Genomic DNA, 20,994 nt, shown 5'->3' with positions numbered 1-20,994 from the left:
CCTGACGGATAGAAGGACTTTTCGCTCACATGACGGGCATCATGGACGACGGCCACGCGGGCAGCACCGACGGATCGGGCAACACCGACCCTGGGGGATGCGCCAAGCGCGAACAGATCCTGAAAGGCGCGGGAACGGTCTTTCTGGCGGATGGCTACGAAGGGGCGTCCATGTCCCGGATCGCGCAGATGGCAGGCGTCTCCAAGGGAACGCTCTACAATCACTTTGATGGCAAGGCGTGCCTGTTCTCCGCGTTTTTCGAAGAACAGGTCCGCTGCCGTCTTTCTCCCATCGAAGCCCTGTCGCGCAACGACGCTCCTTCCGCCCGGGTGACGCTGGTCCGCTTTGCGGAAATGACCGTGCATCTGCTGGTCTCGCCCATGGCGCTCGGGCTGTATCGCATCATCGTCGGCGAAGTGGACAAGTTTCCACATCTGGCCGACACGTTCTGGCGTTACGGTTTTGGCCGCACCCTCAGCAATCTGGCGGAATACCTGACCCGCAGCGTAACCCGCGGAGAGCTGGACATCGCTGATCCGGGTCTGGCCGCAGAGCAGTTCTTGCTCATGTGTCAGGTCCGCATCATCCAGCGCCGCCGCTTCGGGTTGCCAGTCGATGACAGCGATGCCGCCATTGCGACATTCGCGGCCTTCACCGCCGATAGCTTTATGAAGATCTACGAACCCCGCCATCAGTGACCGCCACCGGAGGCCTGGGCCTCCTTCTTGCCGTTGGGTGACAGCAGGAAGCACAGAGGCACCACGCACAGCGCGATCACGCCGATCCAGTCGAACACTTCATTATAGGCCAACATGGAGACCTGCGAGGTAAACTCCTGAAAAAGCCGGTACATGGCGAAGCTGTGCGCCTGCGCCGGAGCCATGCCGTGCGCCTGTGCGGCCTGCTGGACGGTAGCAATATAGCTGTTGAACTCCGGGTTCGCCGGGGTCATGTGGTCCGTCACATAGGTCTGATGCCGTTGCCGGGTCTCGATGATGGCAGCTGTGGCGAGCGAAATCGCCAGCGAGCCGACATAATTCCGGGCCATCGAGAACAGGGCCGATGCATCGGAATTCAGCTCGCGCGGCAGGGTCGAATAGGCGATCGTGGAGATCGGCACGAACAGGAAGGCCAGCGAGGCCGTCTGGCTGATGCGGTAGAACATCAGGTGCCTGAAATCCATCCCGGCATAGAGGTTCGATGCCTGGAACATGGCCATGCCCATCGCGAAGAACCCGAACGCGATGAGATAGCGCATCTGGATGAACTTCATCAGCCTGCCCACGATGGGAATCAGACAGATCACCGCGACACCGCCCGGAGCCAACAGCAAACCAGATGTCGTCGCAGTGTAACCAAGAACCTGCTGAGCGAACTGCGGGACAACGATGGCCGAGGCATAAAGCGTCGCACCCACCATCGAAATCAGAAGCATCCCCGTCGCAAAGTTGCGGTCCTTGAGGACCGACAGGCGGACCAGCGGGTTCTTCGCATAGCACAGCCAGACGATTGCCCCGATGACGCCGATAGCGCCCAGAACGGCCATGGTGATGATGAACGGCGAGCCGAACCAGTCGTCATCCTCGCCACGGTCGCACATGACTTCGAGACAGCCGAGGCCCAGCGTAATCAGGCTGATGCCGACCACGTCCACCTTCTCGCGCCTCTTGCGTTCCCAGGGCGGATCCTCAACGAAGGCCGTCACGGCCATGACCGTCAGGATACCGAAAGGCACGTTGACGAAGAAGATCCAGCGCCAGGAGAAATTATCCGTTAGGTAACCACCCAGCATCGGACCAAGAACCGGGCCTACGATGGTGGCGATGGCGGTCAGACCGAACGCTGCCCCGCGCTTTTCGGGCGGGAAGGTGTCGAGAATAATGGACTGCTGGCTCGGTTGCAGGCCGCCTCCGAAGAAGCCCTGCATGAGCCGGAACACCACGAGCATGGGCAGCGACGTCGCCAATCCGCACAGGAAGGACGAGACGGTAAACATCGTGATGCAAATGAGGAAGTAGCGCTTGCGGCCGAACAGGCGCGACAGCCAGCCCGAAATCGTCAGGACGATTCCGTTCGCCACCAGATAGGACGTGAGCGCCCAGGTGGCGTCATCGTACGAACTGCCGAGCGATCCCGCGATATGCGGCAGCGCCACGTTGACGATGGTGGTGTCCAGCACCTCCATGAAAGCCGCCAGCGTGACCGTGACGGCCACAAGCCAAGGATTGTGACTGGGTTTCCAGTCCTGATGCCCAGCAGTATCGCTCATTTCACATAGACCGTCGGCACGACAGACAAACCAAGGGCCAGCGGGATGTTCGGATCAAGGCCGCTGTCCAGCACAATCTTTACCGGGATACGCTGCACCGTCTTCACGAAGTTACCGGTCGCGTTTTCCGGGGGGAAGGCGCTGAAGGATTCACCCGAGCCGAGCTGGATGGAATCCACATGGCCATGCAGTTTGAGCTGCGGATAGGCATCGACCTCGATGTCCACCTTCTGACCCGGACGCATGTGGGTGAGCTGCGTTTCCTTATAGTTCGCCACGACCCAGACTTCTGGCTCGACGATGGAGAACATCTGCTGACCGGTCTGCACGAAGTTGCCGCGCTCGACGTTACGCTGGGAAACCCAACCATCATGCGGGGCGCGGACTTCAGTCCATTCAAGGTTCAGACGGGCCTGAGTCAGATCGGCATTAGCGGATGCAAGCGCGGCCTGTTCCTGCGTGACCCGCGCGTCAGCATTGGCCACGTTTTCCTTCACCGGCTCCGCCTGCGTCAACTGACCCTGGGCCTGCAATACGCGGGCTTTCGCCTGATCCAGCGCGGCGCGGGCATAGTCAATGTCCTGCTGCGAGGTGGCAGCACGGGCCACCGAACGCTGGCGGCGGTAATCGGCTTCGGCCTTCACAAGCTGCGCCTGCGCTGCGGCAAGATTACCCTGCGCGGTGACGAGCTGTCCCGGGAAGTTCTTGTGCGCCACGGCCAGCATGAGCTGGTACGCATCGATATTGGCTTTCGCCTGAGAGACGGCGGCTTCGGCCTTCTTCAGAGACGCAGCATAATCGCGGCTGTCGATCCGCACGAGCAGGTCACCCGCATGGACGAACTGGTTGTCGTTCACCAGAAGCTGCGTAACGTAACCGTTGACGTGGGGCGCAATGGCGATCTTGCGACCAGCCGTGTAAGCGTCATCCGTCTCGATATTGTTGCGGGTCAGGAAAAGATAGGCCCCGATACCCACGAGCACCACAATCACCAGCAGGATCAGCGCGACACGGACAAGAGGATTGCGCTTTTTCTGCGGCTTTCCGTTCTTGTCGGATGTCGTGTCACCCTGCGCGTGATCGGCCTGATCGCCTTGCGCCATAATGTTTGTCTCGCTTTGAAAACAGGTCTGTCAGATCATGACCGGATGTGCTGTGGGGCGTGAAAACCCTCTACTGACCGATCGGTTCGGTCATCCATGGCATATCGTCTCATGGGCTTCAAGCTGGAAAAAACTGATCCGTTTCCATTCTCCGGGACGTGCCGCCCCCTACAACCCCGATTGATCCGGAAAGTTTCTCAGACGGGCGAGCCCCTCTAAGAAGCGCTGCCGCTCGCCCTCACCCTGCGCGCCATCCCCCAGCCGCAGCAGCCAGGACGGATGGGCAAGCGCCAGACGCCGAACGGCATTTTCGCCAGTTCCCACGGTCCATGACGTCCCGCGAACATCCGACATCGCCATGCCCGGCCCGTCCAGCGCCCTGAGTGCCGTGGCCCCCAGCGATACGATAAGTTTCGGACGAATCAGCGCAATTTCCTGCTCCAACCAGGGGCGGCAAGCCGCCACATGCCCTGCATCCGGAGTCTGATGGATGCGCCGACGCCCCTGAAGACGGAAACGGAAATGTTTGACGGCATTCGTCAAATACAGCGCACTACGATCGACCCCGGCCTCTCCCAGCGCCTCATGCAGAAGCTGTCCTGCCGGACCGACGAAAGGACGCCCTGCCAGATCCTCCTGATCGCCCGGCTGTTCTCCGACGACCATGACACGCGCGTTTGCCGGCCCCTCTCCCACAACCGCCTGTGTTGCCGGGCAGTGCAGCGGACAGCCCGTACAGGTCCGGACCTGCATGGCCAGACCCTCAAGATTTTCCGCTACATCCGGAATCGGTTCGGCCGGAAGCTGCTCACGGGCACGCAGGCGCTCATGAAAGGCAGGCGCGGGCCGGAGTTCCTGTTCCGCCATTGTCCGCACCCGCGTTTCGGCTCCGGCGACGAGCTGCGGAATCAGGCGCGTTTCCGGCAGGTTCTTCCAGTAACGGCCGGGCATTTCGCGGCGCATCGCTTTCGTGCGCACACGGGCTGGATTGAAGGTCGAAGCATAATACGTGTCCCACAGATCCCCGAACCCGTCGTCCAGTTCCGGCTGCTCGCAGGGTTCCGGGCTACAGACCAGATCTTTCCCATCCCAGCGGATTGATCCGCGTGGGGTGAGGATCATCCAGTCCATATCCGTGAAGCGCTTCGAGAAGAATGGGGCGATGCGTTCGAGAATATGATGCTGTGGCTCGAACCAGGCGAGGAAGCGCCGCCGTTTCCTATCCTGCCCTTCGCCCTGCTGGAGCGGTTCTTCCCGGAAGCGGAGAAAAGCCGCCATCTTATGGCAATCCTCCCGGTTCTGCCGCACCATGACCCGCGATCTGGCAATGTCCGCATCCGTCAGCACTTCCAGCAGATGCGGATTCCCCTGCACCCGCCAGGCGATCCGGTAGGCAAGCGCGAACCGCCCGGGATCGGAGTGGCACAACACGTCCCGCAGCAGCGCGATGCAGGATGCCCGCAAGGTCACGGTTTTCACGACAGGCAGGGCCGTCAGCGCTTCCAGCCCATCGCGATCATCGGTGATCTGGCCGAAAAGATCCGTCTCGCCACCCCGGATGCGCCAGTCGAGGGCCTCAGGCGGGACCGCTCGCTGCAGGGCTGCCCGTGCCCTCTCCCGCCAGGGTTCAAATGCGGCACTGTCCTCAAGTGTCAGGACATACTGCCTCACAGAAGACTCATCTGCTGCGGCGCGGGACTGAACAGGCTGCGCAGATCCTGCCGGTCGGTCAGACGGACCGGACTCCAGCCCGGCGTCTGCACGAACGGGCGCACCTTGCGGATGGAGACGTTCAGCCGCGCCAGATCCTCCAGCCGTACCGCCTGGTGCCGCCGTGCCCTGAGAATGGCCGCCACGGCCTTCACCCCCAGCCCCGGCACCCGAAGCAGCATCTCTTTCGGCGCACGGTTCAGATCGACCGGAAACTGCGCCCGGTTATCCAGCGCCCAGGCCAGCTTGGGGTCCAGCTCCAAATCGAGCATCCCGTCCGCACGCCCTGCCGTCAGTTCTCCGAACGCAAACCCGTAGAACCGGAACAGCCAGTCGGCCTGATAGAGCCTGTGCTCGCGCTGGAGCGGCGGACTCTTCGCAGGCAGAAGGGCGGACGCATCCGGGATGGGGCTGAAGGCGGAATAGTAGACGCGCCGTAATCCATACGATCCATAAAGATTGGCGCTACTCGCCAGAATATCCTGATCGGACGCCGCATCCGCGCCCACGATCATCTGCGTGCTCTGCCCACCCGGCGAAAACCGCTCAGCCCGGCGCCCGGTATGACTGCGGTCCTTGGCCGCGTCGATCTTCAGTCGCATCTCCCCCATCGCCTGCCGGATTCCGCCCACTTTTTTCTGCGGCGCATACTGTTCCAGCCCCGCTACGGTCGGCATTTCCACGTTGATCGACAGACGATCCGCATAGCGCCCCGCCTCTTCCAGCAGACGTGACGACGCGTCGGGAATGGTCTTGAGATGAATGTAACCCCGGAATCCATGCTTCAGCCGCAGGTCCCGCGCCACCTGCACAAGCTGCTCCATCGTATGATCAGACGAGCGGATAATGCCCGACGAAAGGAACAACCCGTCAATGCAGTTTCGCCGGTAGAACTCCAGCGTCAGCCACACGACCTCATCAGGCGTGAAACGCGCACGCTCTACATTCGAAGACGAACGGTTGATGCAGTAAGCGCAGTCATACACACAGAAATTGGTCAGCAGGATCTTGAGAAGCGAAATGCAACGACCGTCCGGCGTATAGGCGTGACAGATGCCGTTTCCCGTCGTGGAGCCGAGTCCCCCACCCTTCAACGAGTCCCTTTTTGCTGACCCACTCGACGCGCAGGACGCATCGTATTTCGCCGCATCCGAGAGAATCGCCAGGCGCTGGGAGAGAGAAATCTTCATCGCGCGTTCTTATTTCGTTCCAGAGTATGAAGCGCAAGAGAAAACGTGAATTTAACCAGTTGTTTCCCGGATTTCCGTTATTTTTGAGGAGCTTTTTTTAACGGTACGGATTCAGCTTCCGTTAACTACTCGCCCCTATCCTGAGGACGCAAACCTGCACCGACGGAGAACAGATTCAATGTCATTGTCCATCAATACGAATACTGCGGCAATGGCCGCACTCCAGAGCCTCAATCAGACGACAGCTGACCTGACCAAGACCGAAAACGCGGTCTCCACGGGCAAGTCTGTGAACACGGCGTCCGACAATCCCGCCATGTATTCCATTGCTCAGAACATGACTGCCCAGATCTCGACGCTGTCCGGCGTCTCCACAGGCCTCGCGTTCTCCGCCCAGGTGCTGAACACCGCAACAACCGGCCTGTCGAGCATCTCGAGCGCCCTTCAGTCGCTCGCGACCACGATCGGCACGAACACGACGGGCGTTGACAACTCGACCCTGAACGACGCCATCACCAAGACGCTGGCCTCCATCGACTCCGCTGCCACCGGTGCGAAATTCCAGGGCGTGAACCTGCTGTCCGGCCAGACGGGCAACGGCACGACCTACACAACCCTGTCCACCGCCATGGACGCCCAGGGCACGATGTTCACGCAGAACGGCTTCAACGTGACGTCTGCCGGTCTGGGCCTGACGAACCTGAGCATGGACACGGCGGGAATGGACATTGCTCTGGGAACCACGAATTATACCACCTCCCAGTCTCTCGCACTGAGCAGCACACCGGCGATTGCCGCAGGCACGACGGTATCAGGCGGCACAACAACGACCACCGCCGCACAAGGAACAGCAACGGACCCGCTGGTCAGCTACAAGTTTGTCATGGATGAAGACGGCAAGAAGGCGGATGCGCTCACAGCCTTGAACACGGCCGTCGGCGGCGGAACCGGTTTCAGCATCGACGCCAACGGTAAGCTGACAAACTCCACAGCTGGCACCACATCGACCACGGCGTCCGACGGCTCGGTGACGTTCTCACTGGCCAACGGCGAGAGCGTCGTGTCCTCCAAGGACGGTAACGGCAACGCCGTCTACACCGTTACGACGGGAACCGATTCGAACGGCAATGCGACCGCCAAGACCGTGATTTCCGACGTTGATCTCAGCGGTGCCACGGGTAGCGCCACTGCCACAACGACCGGCTCCCCGAGCCAGCTCATGGTCAACAAGACCAACCTGCTCACACAGGCCATGCAGTATCAGGGCTTTGCCGTAAGCCGTGATTCTGACAACAACCTGACGGTTGCGGGTAATAACCTCGACACGTCGAGCACCGCTTTGACCGCGGCCAACGGCTTAAACTCCTCCGCCACCCCCACAGCCGTCACCGGCGCTGCCGTCGTCAGCACGATCGTTCAGGCTGCAATTTCGAGCGTAACACGCACCGCGTCCACGATCGGTTATTCCAGCACGACGATCTCGAACCTCCAGACCACGACGTCCAGCCTGTCCGACGCCCTGACGACGGGTGTCGGCGCACTGACGGACGCCGATCTGGCAGCCGAGAGCGCCAAACTGACCTCGCTTCAGACAAAGCAGCAACTTGCCGTTCAGTCGCTGTCGATTGCAAACTCGCAGTCATCCACCCTGCTCAGCCTCTTCCGCGGCTGATCAGGGTTCTGAAGGGCGCTGGTGACTCCAGCGCCCTTCAGGCCCGGAACCACCGCCCATCCCCTACCTGATGCAGGACCGCTTCAGAAGCTCCCTGCCTTCTCCCGCAAGGGCTTCTGAAACAGTCTTTCCCGCCAGGAGTTTGCCTTCGTGACATACGCCTTCTCACAGTATCAGAAACAATCCGGAAGCTACCTTTCTTCCCGTGAAATCGAAGTCATGGCGTTCCGGCACGTCAATACCCTGCTGACCCAGGCTGCTGATCACGAAGCAAAGGTTGCGGCGCTTGCGGCCAATCTGAAACTCTGGAGCCTGCTCTCCCTCAGCGTCGAGCGTGTGGACTGCCCGCTCCCGACCGTCCTGCGTGACGACCTGATCAAGGTCGGGTCATGGTCCATGCGTTATTCCAACGCTGCCTTCAACGCGCCGAAAGATCTTCAGCCACTGATCGACATCAACAATGATATGATCGAAGGTCTGGCTGCTGCCGCCCCGGCTCCAGCCCCTCAGGGCACCGCACCGTCCGTGTCTGATGCTTATGGCGCGACTTCCGCCAGATCCTCGCTGGAACTGGTCGGCTGATCCCAGATCATCAGGCGTGTTTTCCGAACGAACTCTATGAGGGCGCCGGCTCAGCCAGGCGCCCATTTTTTCGTTGAACAACAGCCATAGCCAGTGACCGGCGACGTGCGAGACGACAACCACCTCGCACCCTGCTCGCCCATCAGGGGGTAACGGAAAGCCGGTTGTCAGTCCGGTCGATATCAGGAATGACATGATCCGGATCAAGAGTGACGGCGCGGAGACCGTCATGCAGGGGTAGCGTGACGACGATGTCGCTCTTCTGACGCCAGGCTTCCGTCGGGATACGGATTTCTTCCGTTTTTCCATCCACATATTCAGCCCGCAGAAGGACCGGAAGCGAAAGCGCCCCGAAATTGCGAACCTGCACGGTCGCAGGCTTTCCGGCATCGTGGTGCACATCACCCAGGGCATAGTCGGGAGCAGCGTTGGTGAAGTACCAACCCCGCCAGAACCAGCCGAGGTCCTCACCTGCCTCACTGCTCATCAGGCGAAAGAAGTCCGATGGCGAGGGATGTTTGTAGGACCATTCGGAAATATAGCGCCGAAAAGCCGCATCAAACCGCACCGGGCCAAGGATTTGTTCGCGCAGCAGCTTCAGGCCGTAGGCGGCTTTGAAATACGTCACGCTGTGCCGGTATTTCTCCGAGACATTGTCTGCCGCGGTCATAAGCACCGGAGCCTCCGGATCCGTCAGGACCGGCACGATGTCCTGTGCCGGATTACCCGTTCTGGGCGCAAACTCCGAGTCACGCTTGGGAGCGAACTCACCGTTGTTGAAATGGTCGGACGCATAAACATCGATGAACGTATTGAAGCCTTCATCCATGAACGCATTGCGGCGCTCATCCGTGCCCACGATCATTGGAAACCAGCCATGCCCCAGTTCATGCGTCGTGATCCAGAAAAGCTGCGGGTCGCGATCGCTCATGCCATCGAAGACGATGCCCGGATATTCCATGCCCGCGCCATGACCGCCCAGATTGACCGCATTCGGCCAGGGATATTCGAACCACTGCGACGAGAAATACTCAATGGCATGTTTGACGTAATCTGTTGAGCGATCCCAGCCATGCGGCCCGATCCCCTCACGCGGATAGACCGACATCGCCAACCTCGGCACGGGATGATAGTTCGCCCAGGGCACGATCGGCGGCAAACTAATCCGCGCGGCATCCCAGACAAAAGCCGGAGAAGCAGCAAAAGCCACATCGCGCGTATTGCGCATGCCGTAATGCCAGGTGACCTCGCCGCTCTGCCGAAGGTGGCTTTTCGGATCGGTGATGTCATCAAGCGTGCGGATCATGACGCGCGTGTCGCTCTGCGCGGCCTGCGCCAGGCGGTTGCGCTCGACCGGCGTAAGAACCTGTTCGGGATTGAGGAGAGCGCCCGATCCTACGAGCGTATAGTTCCAAGGCACCGTCACGCTGTAATCAAAGCTGCCATATTCGAGGAAGAACTCCTGCCCCAGATAGGGCAGCGTGTTCCAGCCGCGCCGATCGTCATAGACGCTCAGACGTGGATACCACTGTGCGACTTCATAGATATCGCCTTCACGGGTGGGCGTGACGGCGGTACGACCGCCCCAGGGACCGGGGATCGTGTAATGCCAGTCGATCTTCACGAAGGCCACGCCGTGCGGATCAATCGTGCGGGGAAGCGTGAGCTGCATCCGCGTGTCGGAAATCAGTGGCGTGACGTCCACTTCGCGGCCGCCCTGCACGACAGAGACATGCTCGATCACCATGCCGTCCGTGTGATGACCTGCCAGATCGTGACTTGTGGCGACTGCGCCAATCGCAGAGCGCGTATCGGCGCGATAGATGTTCTGGTCGAGCTGGAGCCACAGAACATCCAGCGCGTCGGGGCTGTTGTTGCTGTAGGTCACGGTTTCGGAACCGTGCAGGACATGCGCCTGCGTATCGATCCGGGAGTGGATCACATAGTCCGTGCGGTTCTGCCAGTACTGCGGCCCCGGCAGCCCCGAACCGGAGCGATAGGCGTTCGGAGCATCAGGAAGGGTCAGGGGGGCGAAGACGGCTGCCGGATCGGCAAGTGTTTTTGCAGTACCGGTCTCGGGCAGCAGGGCGGCGGGAACAAGCACGCCTCCAAGCAGGGGAAGCAGGAAAAGGCGCACAGACATCCGGGGCGGACCCTCCGTTCGGTGGTTCGATGTTATCCCGTTATAATATCGGCAAGCGCTCCCAGATAGGATGCCAGGTCAACTTTCAGCGGCATCAGATAGGCATTGTCGTTTTTCATGCGAATGGTGGTCAGAAGCCTACGCGCCAGCGCGATGTTTCCCTCCAGCGTCCCGTCATAATCCCCCGGGAAGACGACATGATTGATCCGCTCCCAGTAGCGGCGCGATTTTTCACCCAGAACGGGAGAGATACCCCAGAACACCGTATCGTCCCGCAGCCAGTCCATGCAGCATTCAAGCATTGGGACATCGAAAAGCGGCTGCGTGAAAAAACCACAGGCTCCCGCGTCGCGCTTGCGGGCCACCTCCTCAAGTTCATGATAAGGCGCGCGACGATAGGGATCGAAGACCGCATAGACTTTTAGATGCGGCGCTTCGCGACGATAGCGTTCAATGATCTGAGCGGACGTGTTGGGATAGACGGTCAGGCTGCTTCCCGCAGGCGGCGGATCGCCAGCGACAACGAGGATGGACGTCAGTTCCGGACGATCCGCACCAGGCAACGGCGCCCCCGGCGCGATATCGACCGCCCGAACATGGGGGATAACGTCAAACGGCGTCTGCTTCACGAGCAGGGACGCTGCATCGCAGCTTCGAAGGTCGAAGCGCATCAGATCCGGAATGTTCAGCGTACTGACCTGAGGCAACACCTCCCGCACCGTCTGCACATCCGCCAGAAGGGCCTGGGGGGAACGCGGAACCAGCTCGACCGAAACGCGCATCACGAAGAAGCTCCGACGATTGCGTGGGTGGCTTTTGCGGCCTGGAGCGTGTTGTGCAGCAGGCAGGCAATAGTCATCGGTCCCACCCCGCCCGGAACCGGCGTGATATGCCCGGCGATAGGAAGTGCTTCGTCGAATGCCACGTCCCCGACGAGACGGGTCTTGCCGTTTTCAGCCGGGACGCGGGTAATGCCGACATCGATCACGGTCGCGCCCGGCTTGATCCAGTCACCACGAACCAGTCCGCTTTTGCCGGTCGCAACGACCAGAATATCCGCCTCCCGCGCCAGTTCCTTCGTGTTGCGCGTATGAATATGCGCAACCGTAACCGTGCAGTTTTCCTTGAGAAGAAGCTGCGCCATCGGTTTACCAACAAGGTTGGACGCACCGATCACCACCGCATGCTTGCCGGTCATGTCCTCATGAACGGATTTGAGCAGCATCAAGCAGCCCAGCGGCGTGCAGGGCACGATCCCGTCGATCCCGAGCGACAGGCGGCCTGCGTTGACTTCACCCAGACCGTCCACATCCTTATGCGGAGCGATGGCATTCGTCACCACAACCGGGTCAATCTGTGCCGGCAGAGGAAGCTGCACCAGAATGCCATGGATTTTCGGATTAACGTTAAGCTGTGCAATCAGGTCCAGCAGTTCGTCCTGAGACGTGCTTTGCGGGAGCATATGCATGAAGGAGCGCATTCCGACGCGATGGGTCTGGATGGCCTTGTTCTTTACATAGACTTCGGAAGCCGGATCATTTCCCACGAGCACGACGGCAAGACCGGGAAGGACATTGCCATCGTCCACGAATGCCGCCACATCGCGTCCGACCTGATCAGTAAGTGCACGGGCGATCCCCTTGCCATCAATGATTCGGGATGCCAATTCGGCATGCTTCTCGGCGTGTTTTTCAGAGGACAACGGGCTCATGGGCTCTCCGGATGGCAACAGCCAGGCGTTTCAGTTACGCTTGCGGACAGGCCGCAGGGTCGCAGGAATTAAGGATGATCTCGTGACCGACGAAATACGCAAGAACTTCGCCAGTGACAATGTTTCCCCCGCATGTCCCGCCGTCATGGAGGCCATGATGCACGCCAATGACGGCTGCGTCGGATCCTATGGCGACGATGCGGTGAGCCGGACGCTGAATGCGCGTTTTGGAGATGTGTTTGAAACGGAGGTCATGGTTTTCCCCGTCGTGACCGGAACAGCGGCGAACAGTCTGGCGCTGTCCGCGCTCGTCGCACCCTATGGGGCCGTGCTGTGTGACCAGAGTGCGCATATCGGCAATGACGAAGCCGGAGCGCCTGAATTTTTCATGCATGGCGCCAAACTCATCACACTTCCCTCTGCCGATGGCCGCATGAACCCGGAAGCCATGCGGACCGGACTGCGCCTCAATGCGCAGGGCGGCATTCTCAAGCCCCCCATCCAGGCCCTGTCCCTGACACAGGCCACGGAATGGGGCACGGTCTATGCTCTCCCCGATATCGCCCATCTGTGCGCGATCGCCCATGAGCATGACATTCCCGTTCATCTGGACGGCTCGCGCCTGAGCAACGCCATCGCAACGCTGGGCTGCACACCTGCCGAAGCCACATGGAAATCGGGCGTGGATGTCCTGTCGTTCGGCGGCACGAAATGCGGCGCAATGGCAGCGGAGGCCGTCGTGTTCTTCGTCAATGAACGCACCCGCCCGGCGCTGAAGGATTTCGAGCGCCGCATCAAGCGCAGCGGCCATATGTGGTCCAAAGCCCGCTTCCTCAGCGCACAGCTTCTCGCCCTTCTCGACGACGGGCTGTGGCTGAAGAACAGCGCACATGCAAACGCCATGGCCCAACGGATCGTCGACGGTCTACGCCGCCATGCCGGGGTCCAGCTTCCGTTCGAAACGCAGGGCAATGAGATCTTCGTCATCGCTCCCGACCGTCTCGTCGAGGAACTTGCGGCGGCGGGATATGCCTTCTATCGCTGGCCCACCCCGGAGGGAGTTTCGGGAACGCTGATCCGTCTCGTGACGAGCTTTTACACGCGCGCCCAGGACGTGGACGCCCTTCTCGACGAGATTGCCGCCTGAATGATCAGTCTGTTCGATCTTTTCAAGATCGGGATCGGCCCATCTTCCTCCCATACGGTCGGCCCCATGCGCGCCGCCGCCCGCTTTGCGGAAAGCCTGTCACAAATCACCAATGTCACCCGTCTGCGCGTGACGCTGTATGGCTCCCTGGCATGGACTGCGCGCGGCCATGCCACGGACCGGGCAGTCATCCTCGGACTGGCAGGTGAAAAGCCCGACACCATGGATCCGATGCTGGCGGACTCCATCATCCAGTCCGTGACGGAAACGCATCTGGTCCCGTTCAACGGTCAGGCGACACCGTTCGACCCGAACCACGATATCATTCTCGACACGAAAACCGTCCCGCCCGTGCATCCGAACACGCTCCAGTTCGAAGCATTCGGTCCAGAAGACCGCCTCCTCGAATGCGCGCGGTTCTGCTCCGTTGGCGGCGGTTTCATCGTCCATGAACAGGCAACCGAAACTGCGACCTACACCCAGCCGGACATGCCCTACGACTTCACCAGCGGCGCAGAACTGCTGGAGCGCACCCGCGAAACCGGGCTCGACATCGCAGGCATCGTGCTGGCGAACGAGAGCATCCTGCGACCACGCGAAGAGATCGAGACCTATCTGGACCTGATCGTGACCGTGATGATGGACTGCGTGGAGGCAGGGCTTCATCGATCTGGCACCCTGCCGGGGCGTCTCAACGTCCGCCGGCGTGCAGCGGCGCTATATGAGCGTCTCAAGGATCAGAGCCGCAGCAACCAGCCCTCCGCGCATGGAATCATGGACTGGATCAGCCTGTTCGCCATCGCAGTGAACGAGGAAAACGCCGCCGGAGGGCGCGTGGTGACAGCCCCGACCAATGGCGCCTCGGGCATTATCCCGGCAGTGTTGCGCTATTATCGCGAATTCTGTCCCGAATACTCGCTCGACGGTCAGCATAGATTTCTGCTGACGGCAGCAGCGATTGGCGGACTGTTCAAGCTGAACGCTTCCATTTCTGGTGCCGAAGTCGGCTGTCAGGGGGAGGTCGGCGTAGCGTCGTCAATGGCGGCGGCCGGATTGGCAGCAGCTCTGGGAGCGAGCCCGCTGCAGGTAGAGAACGCCGCCGAAATCGGCATGGAGCATCATCTGGGCATGACCTGCGACCCTGTCGCCGGACTGGTGCAGATCCCGTGCATCGAGCGCAACGCATTCGGGGCAGTCAAAGCCATCAATGCCGCTTCCCTCGCCATGCATGGCGACGGCGCACATCACGTCTCACTCGATCAGGTTATCCGCACAATGGCCGAGACGGGCCGCGACATGAACCATCGTTACAAGGAAACATCCCTGGGCGGACTGGCGGTCAATTTCCCCGAATGCTGATACCGAACATGCTCAACCAACAGCCATGAACCGCGCAATAGCCTCGGCGGCACGCTCGGACGCACCCAGCAACGGCTCACCGAAGGTCTCGCGGAACAGCTTTTCCTGAACCGGGCGATAAAAGACGTGACGCTCTCGCGCACGGGCGACAGCAGGCATAAGATCGGCGAAATCTTCCACCACATCGCCGAACGTCCAGTGCAGAAAATGCGGATCATCGCGCCACGCAAGTCTGTGCGGGTTGAGAAAGATGCAAGGACGCGGAATGGCCAGAAACTCGTAAACCTGACTGCTGACATCCCCGATATAAAGCGCCGCCTGGGACGTGTAGGTCATGTCCAGCATGGCGGATGATCCCGTATCGACCATGATCCCGGCATCCTGCTGTCGTCTGAGCTGACGTTCGCGAATGCCAAAACCCCGATGGAACATCTTGATATGCGGGGCCACCACGAGGTTGTAGTCGCTCTGTGCGCGAAAACCGCTGATCAGTGGCATCATCCACCCCGAAGCCGAGGTCAGGGCGCGCTGGTAGTGCGGATTATACAGCGCAAATGGACGACCATTCGCAAATGAGAGGGTATTTTTCTTCTGCACCGCCTCGAACACGTCGAATTTCGGATATCCGACAACCCGCGTGGTCTCCTGACGCAGCAGATCTCTTTCCTGAAAATAGTCCGCCACCTTGGGACCGGGCACAAGCGTCAGATCGAAGTTCCGCACCAGATGCTCGTCATTGACATAACGATCCCCTGCCCCATGCATCAGCAGAATGAGCTTCGGGCCGGAGAGCCCCATCTCCTTCAGGACACCGGCTGTATATTCCGTAGCGACGACGGCATCGTACGTGTTCAGCTCGGCGACATTCTCGCGAAGCACGACGAGGCGCTCCTGATCCAGCCGCCTTGCGCGCTTCAGAAGCCGAGCTTTGAGGGATTTCGGAAATGCCCTCAGCGGAAGCTCGGGAACATCGAGCGCCTGCCGGATGCGCCGGAGATGATCGACCGTTTCGGGAAAGCTGTAATATTCAGTAACGTCATGGCCGGGTAAAGCCGCCAGTGCGCTGGCGACGGACGCCGTATGATAACACTGATAAGGCTCGGCAATGTAAATGAAGGCGATTTTCATGAATTAACGTCTGCATCCTGCCAGAAAACGGGTCCCGGCTCCTGATCGGACCCCGGTTTCCGGCACAGGTTTCTGGCCCATGTTCCGGTCCATGTTTTTGAAATGGAAGCCGTCAAGAAAAGGCATTTCGATCCGGCGGCTGACTGCCCCGGCACTCCTGACGACGACTTAAACGGCGACATACATACCATCCCCTGTCTTAGTCCGTGCCAACAGGCTGTCAAGAATCTTCCCCGGTTCGTGACATTCCGCAGGCAGCATGGACAGTTTGCGGGCTTTGTGGTCAGTAGGCCCGCATGTCCGGCGAACACTCCGTTTTCAGATCCATTTTCAGAAATGTCAGTGTTCTCACCCTTGGCCGCATCGCCAATGCACTGTGCAGCTTCATCTATATCGCACTGGCCGTGCGCGCCCTCGGCCTGTCCGATTTCGGGCTGCTGATTCTCATCCATTCTCTGGCATCGACCAGTTCAGTCCTGTCACGAATGCAGTCCTGGCAGACGCTGATCCGTTTCGGCAGCGACAGTTTCGACAGCGGAGACGATGATCTCCTTCATCGTGTGATCCATTTCTGCATCCGACTGGACACGCTGTCCGCGGCTGGGGCGATCATATTCGGGCTGGCAGGCGTGCAGATTTACGGACATACGGCTCACTGGTCCGCCCATGTCCGGCTTCTGGCGGATCTGTATGTGTTCGTCAGTCCCCTGATGTATTCGGGCTGGGCAAACGGCATTCTCAGGATGGCCGGGAAGTTCCATCTCGTCCCGATCATCGACAGTTGCGCCGCCCTTGCCAAAACACTCGGCGTCGTCATCGGCTATGTGCTGCATTTGAAGCTCGGTTATTTCCTGTTCGTCTGGGCCATGACGATCGTCATCGATTACGGCTTCTACATCCATTACGCGCTGGATATCCTGCACCGGAAACTGCACTTCCGGTATTTCCAGGCGTTCCGGCACTGGCGCTGGCAGCTTCCGGGCATGTGGCAGTTCACGCGCGCGGCCAGCATCAACCAGACGCTCGGCAACATCTCGGGCCATGTGGCGACGCTGCTGGTCGGCAACGGCCTTGGTCCGGCGGAAGCCGCCGTTTTCCGCGTCTGCCGACAGATCGCGGACGGGATCGTCACCCCCGCGCAGCTCATCTCCCCCGTGCTTTACCCCGAACTGGTCCGGATGCGGGACCGGCAGGACTGGCGCGGCCTCAAACGCGTGACATGGAAGATGTTCGGCATCCTGAGCGGACTGTCCGTGCTGCTCCTGCTGCTGTCAGCATTCTTCGGCTCAACGATCTTCCGCTTCCTGCTGCATGTCCATGTGCATCACACGTCGCTCTATATTTCCATCATGCTGCTGGCAGCGGTCTTCAGCCTGCTGGTCATTCCGCTGGAGCCGCTGCTGATCGTCGTGGGGCATGTGAAGTTCCTTATGAAGAACCGCACCGCCGTTATGGCAATCTACTTCCCGGCGCTTTATGTCCTGACGCGGCATTTTGGTCTCGCAGGAGCCTGCCTGTCGACAGCGGCCTGCAATGCAACCATCCTGCTGTCGCAGATGCTGGGCGTCTGGTTCTTCTACGACCGGATCGGCAAGGCGGAGCGCTGACCCCGGATCAGTGCAGAAGATGTGTAGCGTGGGAAGAATGATGGAATACGAAGTATCCCGTCACCGCCATTTCCACGAGAACCAGTTCCAGAACGAGCAGGACCTTCTTGCGAGTTGAAAGCCCTCTGAAACGGGTCTTGATCTTCGCATCGTCTCCGGTTGCGGCCCATGCAATGGCGGCAAACCAGCCAGCAAACGTAAAAGCGAACGCCAGATTGACCACGAACGCTTCGCGCCAGTGAACCTTGCGGGTACAGAGGGCAATGATCGTTGGAAGAAAAGTCAGCGTCAGCAAGGCCAGCGCTCCGCCGACGAACTTCATGACAGTAATCAGGTGCACGACAACACGGTCCCGAACGGGTGAAAGCCCGACAGTATTTCGGATCCGATACGAGAACAAACATAAAAAAGGCGGGAAGGTCTGACCCTTCCCGCCTTTCCTGCTCCTGACGCAAACCTTACTGGGCGTCGTCGGAGCTGTCGTCATCCGAACCGGTCGGGGAGACGGCCACGAAAAGCTGCTGCCCGTCGCGCAGGATCCGCAGAAGCGGCGGCTGTTTGCGACCCAGAGCATCATGCACCTGCGCCACGACAGCCTTGGGCGACGGCGTGACATGATTGCCGACCGCAACAATGATGTCTCCCGGGCGGATACCGGCCTGATCGGCGGGCGAGCCTTGGACGACATCGGCCACGACCGCGCCCTGCACGCTGTCGTCCAGACCCAGTTCCTGACGCGCACGCGGCGTCAGGGAAGCCAGCGACACGCCCAGCTTACCCGCGCCAGCCTGTGCACTGTCTGCCGCGTCACCCGAAGCATGGTCCTGAGCGGACAAATTGCCGACCGTAAAGTTCACCGTCATCGGCTTGCTGTCACGAAGCAATCCCAACGTCGCGGCAGTACCCGGAGCAATGGAGACGACCTTCACCGCCAGATCATGACCGTTCTTGATTGGCTTGCCGTTCAGCGTCGTGACGACATCTCCACTTTTGATACCAGCCTTCTCGGCCGGGCTGCCCTTGGAAACAGACGCCACCAGCGCGCCGCGCGGCGGGGCACCGGGTTCGGAGGACTTGAGGTTCAGGGCCTGCGCCATCGTCGGCGAGATGTCCTGGCCTTCAATGCCAAGATAACCGCGCGTGACATGTCCGGTCTTTTCAAGCTGGCTCACGACGGATTTTACTGTGTTGGACGGAATGGCGAACCCAATACCAATCGAGCCGCCGCCATTGGGCGAGATGATCATGGAATTGATACCAACGACCTTGCCATCCTGCGTGAACAGCGGGCCGCCGGAGTTGCCGTGATTGATCGGCGCATCGACCTGAATGAAGTCGTTATAGGCGCCCGAATGCAAGTCACGCCCCAGCGCGGAGACGATACCCGCCGTCACTGTGCCACCCAGGCCATAGGGATTGCCCACGGCAATGACCCACTCACCCGGTTGGACTTCATCGGAATCACCAAGCTCGATGAATGGCAGCTTGCCAGTCGGCTTGACGCGCAGTAGCGCCACATCTGTCTTCGGGTCGCGGCCGATGATCTTGGCGGGCAGCGTGGTGCCGTCATCAAGCGTGACCGTGACCTTGGTCGCGCCGTTCACGACGTGGTTGTTCGTCACGACATAGCCGTCAGAGGAGATAATGAACCCCGACCCGCGGGCTTCAACCGTACGGTTCGGCTGCTGCTGCGGCATCATCTGGAACGGGAAGGGAAACGGGAACGGCATGCCACCGCCCTGACCACCGCCACCCGGGCCGTTTTCCTCTTCCTCAGCCACATCCGCCTTGATGTGCGCCGTGATGGAGACAACCGCCGGCTTCACCTGCTTGACGAGATTAACGAAATTGGGAAGCGCCTGCACGCCTGTCTGCGGCTTGATGGCACCGCTGGGCGCCACCGTCGCCGGTGTAGTGTCCGCAAAAGCGAACGGCGCTGAAACCAGCATGGTGGTTGCAGCAAGGGCGGCAAGGGACGTGCGAAAACGTGAGGTCATATCAATCCCGACTGGTTGCGAAAACATCGTAGGTTATAGCGCTGAACTATGGACCCCGTTCCCGTTCCGCAAGCTGACCGGCTCGTGAAACATCCGTAAGTTCGTGACGGACCGTGAATTCAGTCTTGCCCATTATTGCTGCGACCAGCTGTGCGGAGCCCGCGGAAGAAGTCTTTCAGCAACGCCGACGCCTCACGTTCGCACACACCCCCAATCACTTCGGGCCGGTGCAGACAGGACGGACGTTCGAGAATGCGCGGCCCATGCTCCACACCGCCGCCCTTGGGATCGTAGGCTCCGAACACCACACGTCCGATGCGGAAATGCACGATCGCCGCCGCACACATTGGACACGGCTCCAGCGTCACGACCAGCGTACAGTCCGTCAGGCGCGGACTTCTCAGGCACGCGGCCGCCTCGCGCATAGCCAGAAGTTCGGCATGGGCCGATGCATCATGTGCGCCCTCCACATGATTGCGCGCCACCGCCAGAACGCGGCCGTCAGGCGCAAGCACAACCGCACCCACCGGCACTTCCCCACACGACGCAGCCTCCCGCGCGGCTTGCAGCGCGATCTGCATCGACGGGCTGATATCCGTCTGAATCCTTGTCTCACCCTGAATCATGATGCGATGATGCGGTGCATGACCCTCCCCCGTCCATCCCCTTCGCGTCGCGCGCCACTGATCGGCCTGACACTGGATCATGAACCCGGTAGGCCGGGGCAGTTCTCGCGCTATCCGTTCCATGCGCTGCGGGAAAACTACCTGACGGCGGTGAGCGATGCAGGCGGAATGCCGGTCTGTCTAGGCTATGACTGCGATGCCGAAGCCCTGATGGAGCGACTGGACGGGCTGATCGTCACAGGCGGTGCATTCGACGTCGATCCGGCGCTGTATGGCGAGGCGCCCCATCCGCTGACCAGCCCGCGCCCCTCCCGCACAGCCGCTGAACTGGCGCTGCTGCGGGCCGCACTGGCACAGGGCAAGCCGGTTCTGGGCATCTGCGGTGGCATGCAGCTTCTGGCCGTAGAAGCAGGAGGCACGCTGATCCAGCATCTGCCGGAAGAGCTGGAACACGAACAGCCCAACCCGCGCCATGAACCCGGCCATCACATCGAAATCGTCCCCAGCACGAAACTCGCGCAGATCGTAGGGGCGGACCGCATGAGCGTGAACTCTTCACATCATCAGGCCGTGCGCGACCCAGGACGGGCCAAAATCTGCGCTTATGCGCCAGATGGCACCATCGAGGCGATCGAGCTTGATGGCCCCGGTTTTGCCATTGGCGTACAGTGGCACCCCGAATTCTCCCTCGACCCCGGCGACCGTCGCCTGTATGCGGCGCTTGTGGAGACTGCACGATGACCGACGACA

At 60.5% G+C, this 20,994-nt stretch carries 19 protein-coding genes; 8 read left to right on the top strand and 11 right to left on the bottom strand.

What is annotated here, in order from left to right:
* Window positions 1-29 precede the first annotated feature (29 nt).
* A complete protein-coding gene (locus tag GKA01_RS08900) occupies window positions 30-698 on the top strand; it encodes a TetR/AcrR family transcriptional regulator (RefSeq protein ID WP_146861668.1) in 669 nt (222 codons plus the stop codon).
* On the opposite strand, the gene GKA01_RS08895 is transcribed toward GKA01_RS08900, so the two are convergent.
* Both GKA01_RS08895 and GKA01_RS08890 read right to left on the bottom strand, forming a co-directional pair.
* The gene (locus GKA01_RS08895) at window positions 692-2,269 is read right to left on the bottom strand and encodes a DHA2 family efflux MFS transporter permease subunit (RefSeq protein WP_146861665.1); all 1,578 of its coding nucleotides are present in this window, start codon (window positions 2,267-2,269) and stop codon (window positions 692-694) included. The two genes, GKA01_RS08900 and GKA01_RS08895, sit on opposite strands and share 7 nt — an antisense overlap.
* Entirely contained in the window at window positions 2,266-3,372 is a 1,107-nt protein-coding gene (locus GKA01_RS08890; RefSeq protein ID WP_146861662.1) for an HlyD family secretion protein, read from the bottom strand. Before GKA01_RS08890 ends, GKA01_RS08895 begins: the two co-directional genes overlap by 4 nt.
* A 37-nt stretch (window positions 3,373-3,409) precedes the next feature.
* On the opposite strand from GKA01_RS08890, the gene GKA01_RS13620 reads away from it, so the two are divergent.
* Complete coding sequence (locus tag GKA01_RS13620) at window positions 3,410-3,556, top strand: hypothetical protein (protein WP_167506347.1); 147 nt, start codon at window positions 3,410-3,412, stop codon at window positions 3,554-3,556.
* Here the strand turns inward: GKA01_RS13620 and GKA01_RS08885 are convergent.
* Window positions 3,541-5,043, bottom strand: a complete 1,503-nt coding sequence (locus GKA01_RS08885) for a UdgX family uracil-DNA binding protein (RefSeq protein ID WP_146861659.1) — start codon at window positions 5,041-5,043, stop codon at window positions 3,541-3,543. The two genes, GKA01_RS13620 and GKA01_RS08885, sit on opposite strands and share 16 nt — an antisense overlap.
* Window positions 5,040-6,272, bottom strand: coding sequence for a putative DNA modification/repair radical SAM protein (locus tag GKA01_RS08880; RefSeq protein ID WP_146861658.1), 1,233 nt, complete (start codon window positions 6,270-6,272; stop codon window positions 5,040-5,042). Before GKA01_RS08880 ends, GKA01_RS08885 begins: the two co-directional genes overlap by 4 nt.
* Before the next feature lie 178 nt (window positions 6,273-6,450).
* Here GKA01_RS08880 and GKA01_RS08875 point away from each other — a divergent pair, with 178 nt between their 5' ends.
* Complete coding sequence (locus GKA01_RS08875; protein WP_146861657.1) at window positions 6,451-7,944, top strand: flagellin; 1,494 nt, start codon at window positions 6,451-6,453, stop codon at window positions 7,942-7,944.
* A gap of 150 nt (window positions 7,945-8,094) precedes the next feature.
* Window positions 8,095-8,526, top strand: coding sequence for a flagellar biosynthesis regulator FlaF (locus tag GKA01_RS08870; protein ID WP_146861654.1), 432 nt, complete (start codon window positions 8,095-8,097; stop codon window positions 8,524-8,526).
* 142 nt (window positions 8,527-8,668) lie between these two features.
* Here the strand turns inward: GKA01_RS08870 and GKA01_RS08865 are convergent, their stop codons facing one another.
* From GKA01_RS08865 to folD, 3 genes are read right to left on the bottom strand one after another with little or no spacing between them, the layout of a single operon-like run.
* Window positions 8,669-10,669, bottom strand: a complete 2,001-nt coding sequence (locus GKA01_RS08865) for a M1 family metallopeptidase (RefSeq protein WP_146861651.1) — start codon at window positions 10,667-10,669, stop codon at window positions 8,669-8,671.
* A 32-nt stretch (window positions 10,670-10,701) separates the two neighbouring features.
* Window positions 10,702-11,451, bottom strand: coding sequence for a methylenetetrahydrofolate reductase (locus tag GKA01_RS08860; RefSeq protein WP_146861760.1), 750 nt, complete (start codon window positions 11,449-11,451; stop codon window positions 10,702-10,704).
* Window positions 11,451-12,380, bottom strand: a complete 930-nt coding sequence (gene folD, locus GKA01_RS08855) for a bifunctional methylenetetrahydrofolate dehydrogenase/methenyltetrahydrofolate cyclohydrolase FolD (RefSeq protein ID WP_146861648.1) — start codon at window positions 12,378-12,380, stop codon at window positions 11,451-11,453. The genes GKA01_RS08860 and folD overlap by 1 nt, the downstream gene beginning before the upstream one ends.
* On the opposite strand from folD, the gene GKA01_RS08850 reads away from it, so the two are divergent.
* Both GKA01_RS08850 and GKA01_RS08845 read left to right on the top strand, forming a co-directional pair.
* On the top strand, window positions 12,379-13,527 hold the full coding sequence (locus tag GKA01_RS08850; protein ID WP_146861645.1) for a threonine aldolase family protein: 1,149 nt from the start codon (window positions 12,379-12,381) through the stop codon (window positions 13,525-13,527). The two genes, folD and GKA01_RS08850, sit on opposite strands and share 2 nt — an antisense overlap.
* Window positions 13,528-14,886: an L-serine ammonia-lyase gene (locus GKA01_RS08845; RefSeq protein ID WP_146861642.1), complete on the top strand. Its 1,359-nt coding sequence runs from the start codon at window positions 13,528-13,530 to the stop codon at window positions 14,884-14,886.
* Between the two features lie 12 nt (window positions 14,887-14,898).
* Here the strand turns inward: GKA01_RS08845 and GKA01_RS08840 are convergent, their stop codons facing one another.
* Window positions 14,899-16,014 carry a CDP-glycerol glycerophosphotransferase family protein gene (locus tag GKA01_RS08840; protein ID WP_146861639.1) on the bottom strand — a complete coding sequence of 372 codons (1,116 nt, stop codon included), beginning with the start codon at window positions 16,012-16,014 and terminating at the stop codon, window positions 14,899-14,901.
* A gap of 296 nt (window positions 16,015-16,310) precedes the next feature.
* Here GKA01_RS08840 and GKA01_RS08835 point away from each other — a divergent pair, with 296 nt between their 5' ends.
* Window positions 16,311-17,621, top strand: a complete 1,311-nt coding sequence (locus GKA01_RS08835; protein ID WP_146861636.1) for a lipopolysaccharide biosynthesis protein — start codon at window positions 16,311-16,313, stop codon at window positions 17,619-17,621.
* 7 nt (window positions 17,622-17,628) lie between these two features.
* Here GKA01_RS08835 and GKA01_RS13615 read toward each other — a convergent pair whose 3' ends face one another.
* The 3 genes from GKA01_RS13615 to GKA01_RS08820 all read right to left on the bottom strand — a co-directional run bounded on the left by GKA01_RS13615 (window position 17,629) and on the right by GKA01_RS08820 (window position 20,199).
* Window positions 17,629-17,961, bottom strand: coding sequence for a superinfection immunity protein (locus GKA01_RS13615; RefSeq protein ID WP_167506346.1), 333 nt, complete (start codon window positions 17,959-17,961; stop codon window positions 17,629-17,631).
* A gap of 118 nt (window positions 17,962-18,079) precedes the next feature.
* Entirely contained in the window at window positions 18,080-19,618 is a 1,539-nt protein-coding gene (locus tag GKA01_RS08825; RefSeq protein WP_146861630.1) for a Do family serine endopeptidase, read from the bottom strand.
* Between the two features lie 119 nt (window positions 19,619-19,737).
* Window positions 19,738-20,199, bottom strand: coding sequence for a nucleoside deaminase (locus tag GKA01_RS08820; protein WP_146861757.1), 462 nt, complete (start codon window positions 20,197-20,199; stop codon window positions 19,738-19,740).
* Between the two features lie 51 nt (window positions 20,200-20,250).
* Here GKA01_RS08820 and GKA01_RS08815 point away from each other — a divergent pair, with 51 nt between their 5' ends.
* Window positions 20,251-20,985, top strand: a complete 735-nt coding sequence (locus GKA01_RS08815; RefSeq protein WP_146861627.1) for a gamma-glutamyl-gamma-aminobutyrate hydrolase family protein — start codon at window positions 20,251-20,253, stop codon at window positions 20,983-20,985.
* Window positions 20,986-20,994: the final 9 nt, after the last annotated feature.

It is taken from the genome of Gluconobacter kanchanaburiensis NBRC 103587 (genome assembly GCF_007988905.1).
GTDB lineage: Bacteria > Pseudomonadota > Alphaproteobacteria > Acetobacterales > Acetobacteraceae > Gluconobacter > Gluconobacter kanchanaburiensis.
Note: the sequence above shows the minus strand (reverse complement) of the source record. Positions and strands in the feature narration are given on the sequence as shown.

Bases quoted from the DNA above. Each gene is read 5' to 3' on its own strand.
- GKA01_RS08900 (WP_146861668.1), top strand. From the start codon at position 30: ATGACGGGCATCATGGACGACGGCCACGCGGGCAGCACCGACGGATCG.
- GKA01_RS08895 (WP_146861665.1), bottom strand. From the start codon at position 2,269: ATGAGCGATACTGCTGGGCATCAGGACTGGAAACCCAGTCACAATCCT.
- GKA01_RS08890 (WP_146861662.1), bottom strand. From the start codon at position 3,372: ATGGCGCAAGGCGATCAGGCCGATCACGCGCAGGGTGACACGACATCC.
- GKA01_RS13620 (WP_167506347.1), top strand. From the start codon at position 3,410: ATGACCGGATGTGCTGTGGGGCGTGAAAACCCTCTACTGACCGATCGG.
- GKA01_RS08880 (WP_146861658.1), bottom strand. From the start codon at position 6,272: ATGAAGATTTCTCTCTCCCAGCGCCTGGCGATTCTCTCGGATGCGGCG.
- GKA01_RS08875 (WP_146861657.1), top strand. From the start codon at position 6,451: ATGTCATTGTCCATCAATACGAATACTGCGGCAATGGCCGCACTCCAG.
- GKA01_RS08865 (WP_146861651.1), bottom strand. From the start codon at position 10,669: ATGTCTGTGCGCCTTTTCCTGCTTCCCCTGCTTGGAGGCGTGCTTGTT.
- GKA01_RS08860 (WP_146861760.1), bottom strand. From the start codon at position 11,451: ATGCGCGTTTCGGTCGAGCTGGTTCCGCGTTCCCCCCAGGCCCTTCTG.
- GKA01_RS08850 (WP_146861645.1), top strand. From the start codon at position 12,379: ATGGGCTCTCCGGATGGCAACAGCCAGGCGTTTCAGTTACGCTTGCGG.
- folD (WP_146861648.1), bottom strand. From the start codon at position 12,380: ATGAGCCCGTTGTCCTCTGAAAAACACGCCGAGAAGCATGCCGAATTG.
- GKA01_RS08845 (WP_146861642.1), top strand. From the start codon at position 13,528: ATGATCAGTCTGTTCGATCTTTTCAAGATCGGGATCGGCCCATCTTCC.
- GKA01_RS08840 (WP_146861639.1), bottom strand. From the start codon at position 16,014: ATGAAAATCGCCTTCATTTACATTGCCGAGCCTTATCAGTGTTATCAT.
- GKA01_RS08835 (WP_146861636.1), top strand. From the start codon at position 16,311: ATGTCCGGCGAACACTCCGTTTTCAGATCCATTTTCAGAAATGTCAGT.
- GKA01_RS08825 (WP_146861630.1), bottom strand. From the start codon at position 19,618: ATGACCTCACGTTTTCGCACGTCCCTTGCCGCCCTTGCTGCAACCACC.
- GKA01_RS08820 (WP_146861757.1), bottom strand. From the start codon at position 20,199: ATGCAGATCGCGCTGCAAGCCGCGCGGGAGGCTGCGTCGTGTGGGGAA.
- GKA01_RS08815 (WP_146861627.1), top strand. From the start codon at position 20,251: ATGATGCGGTGCATGACCCTCCCCCGTCCATCCCCTTCGCGTCGCGCG.